Source organism: Clostridioides sp. ZZV14-6345, assembly GCF_020657775.1.
Classification (GTDB): Bacteria; Bacillota; Clostridia; order Peptostreptococcales; family Peptostreptococcaceae; genus Clostridioides; species Clostridioides difficile_D.
Genome location: NZ_JAGWCX010000035.1, coordinates 26,152 through 41,325 on the forward strand (window position 1 = coordinate 26,152; position 15,174 = coordinate 41,325).

Annotated in this window: 10 protein-coding genes; all 10 read right to left on the minus strand. The window is 29.0% G+C overall.

What is annotated here, in order from left to right; translation table 11 throughout:
• Nucleotides 1–37: 37 nt before the first annotated feature.
• On the minus strand, nucleotides 38–1,132 hold the full coding sequence (locus KGF39_RS10925) for a PIN/TRAM domain-containing protein (RefSeq protein ID WP_227822327.1): 1,095 nt from the start codon (nucleotides 1,130–1,132) through the stop codon (nucleotides 38–40).
• An 88-nt stretch (nucleotides 1,133–1,220) separates the two neighbouring features.
• Complete coding sequence (gene disA, locus KGF39_RS10930) at nucleotides 1,221–2,291, minus strand: DNA integrity scanning diadenylate cyclase DisA (protein ID WP_003421245.1); 1,071 nt, start codon at nucleotides 2,289–2,291, stop codon at nucleotides 1,221–1,223.
• Nucleotides 2,292–2,293: 2 nt separating this feature from the next.
• Nucleotides 2,294–3,667 carry a DNA repair protein RadA gene (gene radA / locus KGF39_RS10935; RefSeq protein WP_054273021.1) on the minus strand — a complete coding sequence of 458 codons (1,374 nt, stop codon included), beginning with the start codon at nucleotides 3,665–3,667 and terminating at the stop codon, nucleotides 2,294–2,296.
• Nucleotides 3,668–3,846: 179 nt separating this feature from the next.
• Nucleotides 3,847–6,294: an ATP-dependent Clp protease ATP-binding subunit gene (locus tag KGF39_RS10940; protein WP_227822328.1), complete on the minus strand. Its 2,448-nt coding sequence runs from the start codon at nucleotides 6,292–6,294 to the stop codon at nucleotides 3,847–3,849.
• The gene (locus tag KGF39_RS10945; protein ID WP_227822329.1) at nucleotides 6,281–7,306 is read right to left on the minus strand and encodes a protein arginine kinase; all 1,026 of its coding nucleotides are present in this window, start codon (nucleotides 7,304–7,306) and stop codon (nucleotides 6,281–6,283) included. Before KGF39_RS10945 ends, KGF39_RS10940 begins: the two co-directional genes overlap by 14 nt.
• A gap of 15 nt (nucleotides 7,307–7,321) precedes the next feature.
• Nucleotides 7,322–7,816, minus strand: coding sequence for a UvrB/UvrC motif-containing protein (locus KGF39_RS10950; RefSeq protein WP_054273018.1), 495 nt, complete (start codon nucleotides 7,814–7,816; stop codon nucleotides 7,322–7,324).
• A 6-nt stretch (nucleotides 7,817–7,822) separates the two neighbouring features.
• Nucleotides 7,823–8,287 (minus strand): CtsR family transcriptional regulator, encoded by a 465-nt coding sequence (locus tag KGF39_RS10955; protein WP_227822330.1) that lies wholly within the window; start codon nucleotides 8,285–8,287, stop codon nucleotides 7,823–7,825.
• 444 nt (nucleotides 8,288–8,731) lie between these two features.
• Nucleotides 8,732–10,660 carry an elongation factor G gene (locus KGF39_RS10960; protein WP_227822331.1) on the minus strand — a complete coding sequence of 643 codons (1,929 nt, stop codon included), beginning with the start codon at nucleotides 10,658–10,660 and terminating at the stop codon, nucleotides 8,732–8,734.
• A gap of 240 nt (nucleotides 10,661–10,900) precedes the next feature.
• Nucleotides 10,901–14,332, minus strand: coding sequence for a pyruvate carboxylase (locus tag KGF39_RS10965; protein WP_227822332.1), 3,432 nt, complete (start codon nucleotides 14,330–14,332; stop codon nucleotides 10,901–10,903).
• A 311-nt stretch (nucleotides 14,333–14,643) separates the two neighbouring features.
• Nucleotides 14,644–15,057 (minus strand): hypothetical protein, encoded by a 414-nt coding sequence (locus KGF39_RS10970; RefSeq protein ID WP_227822333.1) that lies wholly within the window; start codon nucleotides 15,055–15,057, stop codon nucleotides 14,644–14,646.
• Between the last annotated feature and the right edge of the window lie 117 nt (nucleotides 15,058–15,174).

Below are 15,174 nucleotides of genomic sequence, written 5' to 3' on the forward strand. Positions count from 1 at the left end.
AAATAAACAGCCCAAATTATAGGTTTCTTTGAATATATTAATTTTTAGGCTTTGCAAATATCATTCTACCTGCAGGAGTTTGAAGAACAGAAGTAACAAGTACTTTTATAGTCTCATTCATATATTTTCTTCCTCCATCAACTACTATCATAGTTCCATCATCTAGATATGCAACACCTTGTTGAGCCTCTTTTCCTTCTTTAACCACTTGAACAACCATATCTTCTCCTGGTATCGCAACTGGTTTTATAGCATTAGCTAACTCATTTATATTTAATACTTCAACACCTTGGAATTGAGCAACTTTATTTAAGTTATAATCATTTGTAACAACTTTTCCATTTAAAACCTGGGCAAGCTTTAATAATTTGCTATCAACTTCTGCTATATCATCAAAGTCCCTCTCACTTATTTCAACTTCTATATTTAATTCTTTCTGAATTACATTTAATATATCCAGACCTCTTCTACCTCTTACTCTTTTTAAATCATCTGAAGAATCTGCAATATGTCTCAGTTCCTCTAAAACAAAAGCAGGAATAATAAGTTTTCCTTCTATAAAACCTGTTTTACAAATATCAGCTATCCTTCCATCAATTATTACGCTTGTATCTAATACTTTTGGAGGAATGGCTTTTATATCTTTTTTGTTTTCTTTATCCTTATCTTTATCTTTAATAGGATTTGCTAATCTTCCTAATTTTCCAATATTAAATAAATCATTTTTACTTTTAAGCGCAACTTTCATTCCAAGATATCCTAGGAATAAATATAATAGTAAGGATAATATTCCACCTACTATTGGTATTCTATTTACTAATCCACTTAATAAATATGCAATAACAAATCCTACTATAAGACCCATAGACCCTAACAATATATCAGTCTGAGGATATTTTGACAATTCTTTATCCACTATTTTAGCAATTTCTTTTACTTTATTTACAACCCATGGTTCTATAAGATATCCTAAAATGGCTATTATTATACCTGCTACTACAGCTGCGATATAACCATATGTTTCTTTTCCAAATGTTAATATTTCAAAATCTTTCATTAATGTTAAATAGGTTGTTATACCTATTGTAAATCCAAGTAAAATAAACAATATTCTTGTTACTTTCCTTATCAATGCTTCACCCCCTAGTTATACTTATCTATTATAGACCAAAGTGTATATTATATTCAAGAAAAAAGTAGTAAAATTCATTTAAAATTCATCATATGTGTCTATCTAATAATACTAATTGTTTCATTTTTATGAGTCCATTTTTTATATATGTTGCTCTTATTTCGCCTATTCCTTCAACTTCATCTAGTTCTTCAATAGATGCATCTAGAATTTGTTGGAAGTTTTCAAAATAATTTACTAAGTTTTCTATTATTGCTGTTGGTAGTCTATGTATTTTGCTAAGAATTCTATAACCTCTTGTTTTTATAGGCATATCCATACTTTCAGAAAAACCACTATACCCTAATAGTTTTGCCATATTAACTAATTCTATTAGTTCTTCCGAATTTAAATTTTTGACTTTTTTCATAAGTTCTTTTATCTCTGTATTTTCTTTATTATAATCTTTGAATATTAATTTCTGATCTATTCTAGTTGTACCCATTAATTCTTCTAACTGCATACTTACTAAAGTTCCTTCATCACCCAATTCTATCACATATTTTTCAATTATACTTGTAACTCTCATTACCATTTCCATTTTCTGCATGACTAGTGCAACATCATAAATAGTTACCAAATCATTAAACTCCAAAGCATTTAAATTTGTTATAGCTTGGTCTAATACTGTCTTATATTTTTCTAGAGTTTGTATAGCCTGATTTGCCTTAGTAAATATCTTAGATATATCTTCGACTACATACTTCTCATTTCCTCTATAAACTGTTATAACATTTCTTCTTTGTGAAATTCCTATGACTATAGCACCAGTTTGCTTTGCTACTCTTTCTGCTGTTCTATGTCTTGTTCCTGTCTCTGATGTTTCTATAAAATAATCTGGTATAAGCTGTGCATTAGCAAACAGTATTTTTTTTACATCACCACTTAGAACTATAGCTCCATCCATTTTAGCTAATTCATATAGATATGATGGTGAATATTCTGCGTTTATAGCAAATCCACCATCTACTATTTTCATTACATCCTCGTTAGTTGCAATTACAATCAATCCACCTGTCTTAGCTCTTAGTACATTGTTTAAACCTAATCTAAGTGGAGTTCCAGGAGATATCATTTTTAATGCATATAGCATATTTTTATTATCTAGAAAATTCTCCATATTTATTGATTCCTCCCAAGTACTATATTTATAGCTTGTCTTAAGTTATCTACTGGCCATATTTCTATACCCTTGGTGTCTTTTACTACTTCATAATTACTTCTAGGAACTACTATCTTTTTAAAACCAAGTTTTTTACATTCAGCAATTCTCTTTTCTATAAAACTTACTGCTCTAACTTCTCCTGTAAGACCTACTTCTCCTGTAACAGCTATATCTTCATCTATAGGTATATTTCTAAAACTAGATGCTACAGAAATAGCTATGCCCAAGTCAATTGAAGGTTCATTTATCTTTATTCCCCCAACTATATTTATATAGACATCTTGATTTTGTATTTGCAAACCAACACGTTTTTCTAATACTGCTAATAACATACCTACTCTATTATAATCTACCCCTGTAGAGGTTCTTTTTGGTATACCAAAACTTGTAGGTGAAACTAATGCTTGTAATTCAAGTAACATTGGTCTTGTACCTTCTACAGTAGATATTATTACTGAACCCGCCACATCTTTTGGTTTTTCAGATATTAAAATTTTAGATGGATTATCAAGCTCTACTAAACCCAAATCTCTCATTTCAAATACTCCAAGTTCATTAGTTGAGCCAAATCTATTTTTAACAGCTCTTACTAATCTATAAGTATTATATCTTTCTCCTTCAAAATATAGAACAGTATCAACCATATGCTCTAGTAATTTTGGTCCTGCTAGTGAACCTTCTTTTGTCACATGACCAACTATGAATGTTGAAATTCCCATTTTTTTAGAAATTTTCATGAATTTTGAAGTACCTTCTTTAATTTGGCTGACAGTTCCTGGTGCAGAGGATATTTCTGGACTGAAGACAGTTTGAATTGAGTCTAGAATTATTAATTCTGGATTTATACTTTCTAAATAAGATTCAATTATACTTAAATTATTTTCAGCAAATATATATAAATTTTCTGAGTTAATACCTAATCTTTTAGCTCTCATTTTTATTTGAGATTCTGATTCTTCTCCAGTTATATATAGAACAGTTTTTCCTAAGTTAGCAACATTACTAGAAACTTGGATTAAAAGTGTTGACTTCCCTATACCAGGGTCTCCACCAACAAGTACTAAAGAACCTTTAACTATACCACCCCCAAGCACTCTATCTAATTCATTTATATCTGTTGTAAACCTCTCTTCTTCTTTACTTTCTATTGAATTTATACTAACTGGTTTAGATGAAGATTTATCTATTATAAAGACCTCTTTTTTGGTGCTTTTTTGGTCTACTTCTTCTACAAATGTATTCCATTTTGTACATTCTGGACATTTCCCAAGCCATTTCGCTGTTTCATATCCACAAGATTGACATACATATTTTGTTTTTATTTTTGCCATGCTTTTATCATCCTTAATTTATTATTCTATACTATAATTTTAGCATATATGAAAGACAATATGTAAAGATTAAATAAAATAATTAAGGGCAATGAATTATTATAGATTCATTGCCCTTAAAATTTTGTTTAGATTATAAAACTTGTATCCGCAATATTTTAAAATGCAACTCTATTAAATTATTTAGTTTCAAAAACTATTTTCTCATCTTTGACTTTTGCCACTACATTACTTCCCTTTTTCACATCGCCTTTTAAGATTGCTTCAGATAATTCATCTTCTAATTCTTTTTGTAAAGCTCTTTTAAGAGGTCTTGCCCCATATTCTAAATCAAATCCAGATTTAGAAATTAATTTTACAGCTTCGTCACTCATTTCTAGCTTTATATTCATTTCTTTTAATCTATCTTGTAGTTTCGCTGTCATTAAAAGTATTATTTTTGATATGTGATTTTCATTTAATGAATGGAAAACAATTATATCATCTATTCTGTTCAAAAACTCAGGTCTGAATCTTTGTTTTAATTCACCCATTATATTTTCTTTCATTTTTTCATATTGAGATTTTTCTTCTTCATCTCCTTTAGCTATACTAAATCCTAAAGTTTTTTGTCTACCAATTGTAGATGCACCAACGTTTGATGTCATTATTACAATAGTATTCTTAAAATCTACAGTTCTTCCTTTTGAATCAGTTAATCTACCATCGTCTAGAATTTGTAACAGAATATTAAATACATCTGGATGAGCTTTTTCTATCTCATCAAATAAGATAACTGAATATGGATTTCTTCTTACTTTTTCAGTTAATTGACCACCTTCATCGTGACCTACATAACCTGGAGGTGAACCTATCATTCTTGACACAGCATGCTTTTCCATATATTCAGACATATCTATTCTAATTATTTGATTTTCATCTCCAAATTGTACTTCTGCCAATGCCTTAGATAGTTCTGTTTTACCTACTCCTGTAGGACCTAAAAATAAAAATGAACCAATTGGTCTGTTAGGATCTTTAAGACCTGCCCTTGACCTTCTAATTGCCTTTGAGATAGATTTTACTGCTTGTTCTTGACCTATGACTCTATTGTGCAGTATTTCCTCAAGTCTTAAAAGTCTATCAGCTTCTTCCTCAAGAATTTTATTAACAGGTATTCCTGTCCATAATCCTACTACTTCAGCAATAACTTCTCCATCAACTAGGTCTGAATGCTTAGATGACTTATTCCATCTTTCTCTAACATCTTCTAATTGTTTTTTAAGCAGACCTTGTTCATCTCTTATTTTTGCTGCCTTCTCAAAGTCTTGACATCTTACTGCTTCTTCTTTTTCTTTATCTATATTTTCTATCTCTAATTCTAATTTTTTTATTTCTGAAGGAGGTGTATTTTCTTTTAATCTTACTTTTGATGCAGCCTCATCAATCAAGTCTATAGCTTTATCTGGTAAATACCTATCTGATATATATCTAGTTGATAATTCTACAGCTGCTTTTATAGCATCATCAGTTATTTTAACTTTATGATGAGCTTCATATTTATCTCTTAACCCTTCTAATATTTTTATTGAGTCTTCTTTAGTTGGTTCATCCACCATAACCGGTTGGAATCTTCTTTCTAGAGCAGAATCTTTTTCAACATGCTTTCTATATTCATCAATTGTGGTTGCCCCTATAACTTGTATCTCGCCTCTTGCTAAGGCTGGTTTCAATATATTTGATGCATCTATAGAACCTTCTCCTGTAGACCCAGCTCCTATTATTGTATGCATCTCATCTATAAATAAAATTATGTTTCCGTTTTTAACAACTTCATCTACAACTTCTTTAATTCTTTCTTCAAATTCGCCTCTATACTTAGCCCCAGCTAATAATGAACCCATCTCTAAAGAGTATAAAGTTTTATTTTTTAATGTTTCTGGAACGTTTCCCAAAGCTATATTTGTTGCCAGCCCTTCAGCTATGGCTGTTTTACCTACTCCTGGGTCTCCTATCAACACTGGATTGTTTTTAGTTCTTCTACTTAATATTTGTATTACTCTTTGTATTTCTTTTTCTCTACCTATTACAGGGTCTATTTTATTCTGTTTTGCATATAGTGTAAGATTTCTTCCATACTTATCAAGCACTTTAGATTCTGCTTGATTCTGGTTGCCCGTGTAACTATTTTCTGCTTTGTATTGATTTTTATCACTAATACCCATCATATCAATTGTTAATTGGGCTAGAGTCCTATCATTTACTCCAGCATAATTTAAAATCTTATTAGCTATTCCTTCTCCTTCTTGAATTATTGCTAATAATATATGCTCAGTCCCAATATAATTTGTTTTTAATTTATTTGCAAACATACCTGATAACTCAAGTATTTGTTTACTTCTTGGGCTTAATACTATGTCTTCTGGGATTTCTTCTCCTTTACCTTCCATATCAATTATTTTGCCTTCTAAATACGCCTCTGTAAATCCAACTTTACTTAGAACTTTAGCAGCTATACCCTCTTCTTCTCTTAAAAGACCTAAAAGTATATGTTCACTTCCAACAATATTGTGCCCTAAGCTTTTAGCTGATTCAAAAGCTAAATCAACTGCCTTCTTAGCTCTTTGTGTAAATCTATTGAAGTTCACAATTCATCCCTCCTCTTAATTTCTCCAAAGTTTCTCTAATGTATGTTGCTCTATTTATATCTCTATACTCAACATCATCACTCTTATACATTATTGACTGATGTGCTGGTTGTATACCTGTCATAAGTTGTTCTATAGCCTTTAAATCTAGTTTATCTATATAGTTCATTTCTATTCCCATTTTTATATTTGATAGATGACTCATTGCCTCTGCACTACTTATTACTCTTGAATTTTCAAGTGTTCCTATTGACCTAAATATTTTATCTTCTAATTTCATACCTAATTTTTTTTTCAATATTTCTCTAGCTTTTATTTCTTTTGAGATTGCATCTTTTGTAAGACCGCTTACATTTTCTATAATATTAGACTCCGTTCTTCCAAGTGTAAGTTGATTAGATATTTGATATATATTTCCTAACGCTTCTGTTCGTTCTCCATATATTCCTCTTATTGCTATACCTATTTGTGATGAAATTTTATAAAGTTCATCCATATAACCTAATTGACTTAATGCTGGTAAATGCATCATCACAGAAGCTCTCATTCCTGTCCCTGTATTAGTTGGACAAGATGTTAAGTAACCTAACTTTGTGCTAAATGCATATTCTAAACTCGATTCTAACAAATCATCTATTTCATTTGCTATACTATATGCACATTCTAAATTTAAATCATCACATATAGTTTGTATTCTTATATGGTCTTCTTCATTTATCATTATACTTACAGTTTTATCTTTTTTCACTATAACTGCACTTTTATCATTTTCCACTAAATCTGGACTTATTATATGTTCTTCAACCATAAGCATTTTTTTAGATTGATCTAAATCTTCAATTTTATAGAAATCAAACTCTTCTTTTTGTTCTAAGCTAGAATTCATAAATGCATTTTTTACTTTTTCTATTATTTCCATAGCACATTCTTTATCTAATCTATTTGGAAAAGGATAATTATTTAAGTTTCTAGCTAGCCTAACTCTTGATTTCATGACTATATTCTCTTTCATAATATCACTCCAATCTTAGTCAATAGAACCTTTTAAATATTTAATTTTATCTCTAAATTGAGCAGCCAACTCATACTCTTCATTTTTTATAGCTCTATCTAAATCTTCTTTTAACTCTTTAATCTCATTTTCTACACTTATCTTATAAAAAGATTTTTTAGGTGCCTTTCCTGTATGTTCTATATGACCATGTATATTTTGAAGCATTGGATTTACTTGACTACTAAATGCATTGTAACATTCACTACATCCAAATCTTCCATTATTCTTAAATTCACTATATGTCATATTACATTTTGGGCAAACTAGCTTTTCTTCAAGTTCTTTTTTGGGCTGGAAGCCCAAATTGGAAAATATATCCATCATTGAAAAAGGCATATCTAAATTAAAATTCATTTCTGTATTCTCTTTTGCACATTCACTACATAGATACATCTCTGTCTTTTCTCCATTGACTATCTTATTATAATATACAGATGCTTTATTCTTATTGCATTTTTGACATAGCATAAATTATCACTCCTCTATACTAAATAACCCTATTATTATATTCTTTAAAATATTAGACCTTACCTTCTCCTTTAATTCATATATTGGCATACATAACGATTTATCATCTATTGCATATAATATTAATTTCAATTCTCTTTCACTAATTAAATCTGACTCTCTTAAACCTTCTAATAACTCTCTTGCTTTCTTATAGGATATTTGACTTCCTATTTTTTCATTTAATAGCTCTTTAATATGCCCATCTTTACTTTTTCGTATTTTTTCTATTTGAACATATCCTCCGCCACCTTTTTTACTTTCAATATAATATCCCTTATCTATTGTAAATCTTGTTGTTAAGACATAATTTATTTGTGATGGTGCACAACTAAACAAGTTTGCTAGTTCATTTCTTTGAATTTGTATGCTATTGTCTTCTTCCATCAAATCTTTAATAAATTTTTCAATTATATCTGTCATAGTTGCCATTAATATCACCACATACCTTTTTATTTTTGACTTTCTTTGACTACTATTTTACACCTATTATTTAAATTTTTAAAGCCCTAAATTTTATAAATTTATATTTTTTGTAACAATTTATATATGAATTTATGTTTTCATTAATTATAAGTTTTTATTTATTATGTTTCTTATAACTAAACATAAAACTTTTTGCTTCATGATTAAATTTCAATATTTTAAATATACCTGCCTATCTTTATTATTAAACATTTGTAAAAAATAATAATAAAAAATACTTTCTTTTTATTAAAATGTTTAAGAAAGTATTTTTTATTTTTTTATCCATTAATAATATAAAAACTAGGTATATGTTTATCTCAAACAAACTTATACCTAGTTCAAATCCTAAAAATATTTTTAATAGTATCTATTAATTATTTATTATTCTATTTTATTTATTTTTGTTCATTACTTTGCAGTAGCTAATCCAATTATTTTTTCTGCAAATTGTGATGGAACTTCTCCATATCTCTCTAATTCCATTTCAAAGTATCCTCTACCTTGTGTCATTGCTCTTAAATCTATTGCATATTTAAACGTCTCTGCCTGTGGAGCTTCTGCAAATATTATTTGTTTACCTTTGTTATCTGGCTCCATTCCAAATATTTTTCCTCTTCTCTTATTTATATCACCCATAACATCTCCCATATATTCTTCTGGAACAGTTATCTTAAGCTTCATTATAGGTTCTAGTAGTATTGGATGTGCTTCTTCCATACCTTTTTTAAAGGCGGCACTTGCTGCCATCTTAAAAGCCATTTCAGAAGAGTCTACGTCATGGTATGAACCATCATAAAGTGTAGCTTTTATATTTGTAACAGGATAACCTGCTAATATACCTTTTTGCATAGAATCCTTTAGACCTTTTTCAACTGCTGGTATATATTGTTTTGGTACAGACCCACCAAATATTTCTTCTGTAAATTCAAAATCAGACTCACATCTTTCAAATCTTATTTTTACATCTCCATATTGACCATGACCACCTGATTGTTTTTTATGTTTTCCTTGCACATCAGCAGTTCCTTTTATAGTTTCTCTATAAGGAACTTTAAGGTCATTTAATTCAACATCAACACCAAATTTATCTTTCATTTTATTTTTAATTGTTTTTATATGAAGTTCTCCTTGACCTCCTAAAAGGGCTTGTTTTGTTTCTGTATTTCTATACCAATGTAAAGTAGGGTCTTCTTCTATTAGTTTATTTAATACAGATGCTACTTTTTCTTCATCACCTTTATTTTTAGGAGTTACTGCATAATAGATTTGTGGTTTAGGGAAATCTATATTTTCCAAAGCTTCTGCATCTTTATCTGTAGATATAGTATCTCCTGTTTTTAGAGAATTAACTTTAGTTACAACTACTATATCACCAGCTTTAGCCTTTTCTACTTCTACTAGTTCACTATTTCTCAATGTATATATATTAGCTATTTTTTCTTTTACATTTTTATTTATATTAAAGACCTCTTTATCTTTAGAAAGTACGCCTTCAGTAATTTTTATATATGACATCTTGCCAACAAATGGGTCAACCATAGTCTTAAAGACTAATCCTCTAAATGGTTTGCTTTCTTCTATAAAAATAGGTTCTAGATAATTTGATATAGTATCTAATATCTCTTTTGTTCCGATATTATTTATAGTTGAACCACAAATTACAGGTATAATGTCACCTCTTTGTATACCTATGACAATACCTTTTTGTATCTCTTCTGTAGTTAATTCTTCACCATTAAAATATTTATCTAGTATCTGGTCATCTGTTTCTGCTATAAGCTCCATTAATGCTTCTTTAACACTCATAGCTTGTTCCTTGAATTCACCTTCTAAATCATCTATGTTTTCAAATACATTATGTAACTTTACAAAGTTTTTATCTTTGTATATAGGGCTTATCATAGGAACTATCTTATTATTATATTTTTCTCTTAACATTGCTATTGCATCTTTATATCTTGCTTTTTCGTTATCTATTTTATTTATAAACATTATCTTAGGAATACTCTCAGTTAGCTCTAATGATTTCTCTGTACCAACTTGAATAGGTGCTGTTGCATCTATTACTATTATTGCTGCATCACTTGCTCTAAGAGATGATACAACGTCTCCACTAAAGTCAAAATATCCTGGGGTATCCAATAAGTTAAACTTATAATCATTGTACTCTATAGGTATTAATCCCATGCTATAAGTCATATTTACCTTGTCTGTTAATTTAGGTATCTTATTAGTGTTTGCTGTGTAAGCTATAGTTTCGATTAGATTTGTTTTTCCACATCCGCTATGTCCTAATACCGCTACATTTCTCAACATTTTACTATCATAAACCTTCATATAAGCACCCACCTTTTAAATTTATGTATTTTCTCTTAGCTGTTATTTCCTAAGAAATATTATGGAAAATATTTATTATTTTTAGAATTTTTAGATAACATTTTCCTTACTAGCTTTATTTCTACATATGGATGTAATTTTCCTCTTTTTTTAATAAATATTTAATTTAAATAAATAAAAACACTCTGAAACATTTTTTATTAAACATTTCAGAGTGTTTTTTTAATTATCTTAATTCAATTATTTCATTATCATTAATAATTGTTTATCTTCAACCATATCATCTTCTTTTACTTTGATTGACTTAATTACTCCATCAGTCTTAGCAACTATTATAGTTTCCATCTTCATAGCTTCTATAACTATTAATGGTTGATTTGCTTTTACTTCATCTTCTTCTTTAACCATTATTTTTATAACTTTACCTGGTATACTTGCTCCAATTTGAAGAGGATCATTCATATCAGCTTTTTCAACATTATTAATTTTTCCAGAGAAATTCTTATCTTTTATTTCTACTTCTCTAACCATTCCATTTAGCTCAAATCCTATAGTTCTAAATCCATTTTCCTTAACTTCACCGATTTCAACTAATCTTATTGTTAATACCTTACCTTCTTCTATTTCTACTTCACATTCTTCATTTTTATTCAATCCATAGAAGAATACATCACTTTCAAGTTTGGATATATCATTATAGTGTTGTAAATGTTTGATATAATCTTCATATACTTTTGGATATAAAGCGTAACTTATAACATTTCTTATATTAGCATTTATATCATATTTTTCATTTAAATATTTAGCTATTTCATCAAAATCTTCTGCTGGTAATAATGAACCTGGTCTTACTGTAATAGCTTCTTCACCTTTTAAAACCACCTCTTGTAAATCTTTTGGTATTCCACCTTCTGGTTGACCAATCATACCTTTACAGTAGTCAACAACAGAATCTGGGAATGATAAGTTTTTACCTTCTTCGATTATATTGTCTTTATCTAATTTATTTTTAGTCATAAAGATAGCTAAATCTCCTACTACTTTTGAAGATGGAGTTACTTTTATTATGTCTCCTACTACTTCATTAGCTTCTTTATATTTTTCTTTAACTTCATCAAATCTATTAACTAATCCTAAACTATCAGCTTGAGGTTTTAAGTTTGTGTATTGACCTCCTGGTATTTCAAAATTGTATATTTCTGCGCAAGAGTTAGTTAAATCACTTTCAAATTTATTATAAACTTTTCTTAAATCCTTATAATATTTTCCTAACTCATCATATCCAAATAAATCTATACCTGTATCTCTTTCTGTATTTTTAAGAGCCTCTACAATAGCATTAAGTGATGGTTGACTTGTAAGTCCTGCCATAGATTCTAATGCAGCATCAATTATGTCTACACCAGCTTCTGATGCCATTAAACAAGTTGCTACACCATTTCCACTAGTATCATGAGTGTGTAAATGTATTGGTGCTTTTACATTTTTCTTTAACTCTTTAACTAATGTATAAGCTGAGTATGGCTTAAGAAGACCTGACATATCTTTTATTGCTATTATATCTGCTCCTAAGCTTTCTAGTTCTTGTGCCATCTTAATATAATATTCTAGATTATATTTAGTTTTAGTCTTATCTAGTATATCACCTGTATAACACATAGTTGCTTCAACAATTTTTCCAGTTTCTAAAGCTGTATTGATAGATGGTTTCATATTTTCAACCCAGTTTAATGAGTCAAATATTCTAAATACATCTATACCTTGTCTAGCAGATTCTTTTGTAAATTCTTCTATTACATTATCTGGATAGTTTTTATATCCAACTCCATTTGATGCTCTAAGCAACATTTGGAACATTATACTTGGTATTTCTTCTCTTAGCTTTTGTAATCTACGCCAAGGTGATTCTTTTAAAAATCTATACGCAACATCATAAGTAGCTCCCCCCCACATTTCAAGTGAGAATAAATCTTTTTGATATTTTTCTGTTGGTTTAGCAGCTTTTAATAGGTCATATGTTCTTATTCTTGTTGCTAATAATGATTGATGTGCATCTCTCATTGTTGTATCTGTTAATAATAACTTTTTATCATTTTTTATCTTTTCTATATATGCAGATTTACCTAATTTATCAAAAAGTACCTTACTTCCTTCAGACTTTGAACCTTCTTTATCCATTCTTGGATCATGTAATGCATCAAATAACGGTTTCTCTTTGCAAGCATTATCATTTACAATTACATCACCTATGAATTGAAGTAATTTTGTTCCTCTATCTTTACTTTCTGTTATTTCAAATAAATCTGGATTTTCATCTATAAATTTAGTACTACATTTACCATTTGAGAATATAGGATTATTTAAAACATTAACTAAGAATCCTACATTAGTTTTAACACCTCTAACTCTAAGTTCTTTTATAGATCTTATAGTTTTATTTATTGCTCCTTGGAATGTTCTATCCCAAGATATTGTCTTAACTAATAAGCTATCATAGTGAGGACTTATGTTTGCTCCTGTAAATCCATTTCCTCCATCTAGTCTTATACCAAATCCTGAACCAGTTCTATAAACTTGAATTTTACCTGTATCAGGCATGAATTTATTCTTAGGATCTTCTGTAGTTATTCTACATTGGATAGAATATCCTCTTATTTCTACATCATCTTGTGATTTTATATTAATTTCTTCACTATCTAAGCTGTACCCTTGGGCTATTAGTATCTGGCTTTGAACTATATCTATACCTGTAACCATCTCTGTTACAGTATGTTCAACCTGTACTCTTGTGTTCATCTCTATAAAATAATGTCCACCATTTGCATCTACTAAGAATTCTAATGTTCCTGCATTAGAATAACCCACATGCTTTGATAACTTAACTGCGTCTTCACATATTTCTTTTCTTACTTTATCATCTAGTGAAAAAGCTGGTGCATATTCTATTATTTTTTGATGTCTTCTTTGAACAGAGCAGTCTCTTTCATATAAGTGAACTATATTTCCATAGTTATCTCCTAATATTTGAACTTCTATATGTTTTGGATCAGCTATATATTTTTCTATAAATATAATATCTTCTCCAAAAGCTTTTCTTGATTCACTACAAGCAGTTTCATATTCAAGCTCTAAGTCTTCTTCGCAGTGTACAATTCTCATCCCTCTACCGCCACCACCATTAGATGCTTTTATCATAACAGGATAGCCTATTTTGTTTGCAACTTCTTTTGCTTCCTCAGTACTTCTTATTGCTTTTTCTACTCCTGGTATAGTTTGAACATTAACTTCTTTTGCGATTTTTTTAGAGTTTATCTTATCTCCCATCATATTCATTACTTTAGATGATGGTCCGATAAAGGTAATTCCATTCTCTTCACATTTACGAGCAAATTCTGCATTTTCTGCTAGAAAACCATATCCTGGATGTATAGCATCTACTTTTTTTCTCTTTGCTAGGTCTATTATTCCATCCATGTCTAGATATGCATCTATTGGACCTTTGCCTTCTCCTATTAAATATGATTCATCTGCTTTTGTTCTGAATAATCCATATTTATCTTCTTTACTATATATACCAACACTTTTTATTCCCAATTCTGAACAGGCTCTAAATATTCTTATAGCTATTTCGCCTCTATTAGCTACTAGTATTTTATTAAACTTTTTAAGCATACTCTATTCTTCTCCTTTATTGTTAGTGTAATATTAAAGATTATAGACTAAAATACTTTATTTTTGAAGATGTTTAAGCAAGTTCCTTAATTAATAAGATAAATTTATAAATATAAGTAATTTTTAGACTGTGTAAACTCAATTTACCTCACTAAAATTAAGGCATTTTTTATAGAATTTCAGAAGAATTTATGTGAAAATTTTTACAATTGACTTGATTTTATACTATTTTTTCCTATGTTTACATAATTATTTTCATTTTCCCGTAAGATTTTATATGTTTTTTTAATATCGTTCATACTTGTTTATACTTAATCTATTTGTCTAGATAGTCTCTTTACTACATCAGAAAGTTTTAAATGACCTAAATCTGCATATGCTACAGCTAGTATTATTTTTATAACTCCATCTACCTCATCTAATTTATATGCTCTAGCATTTATTATTGTGTATTTTGGCATAAGTTCTTCTAAACCTGATGCAAGTTCATCAGATAAAGTCATATATTCATCAAATTTCTCTTCATCAGATAAACTGACAGAATCATATTGCTCACTTATAAGAGCATCTAAGTAATTTAAATCTATACTTAATTGATATGCTATTACATCTTCTCTTTTTGTACTTTTACTTAAGTCCTTTTCAACTTTAAATTTACTATTTTTATCTATAGTTGTCTTAAGTTCTTCACTATCAACTATTTCATTTCCTATTATTATATACAAGTTTCTTACCTCCTAAATATAAAAACTTTTTCAAGCAAAAATAAAACCTCTAGTAAAATTACTAGAGGTTTGCACTGGTGGGATTAACAGGGCTCGAACCTGTGACCCCCTGCTTGT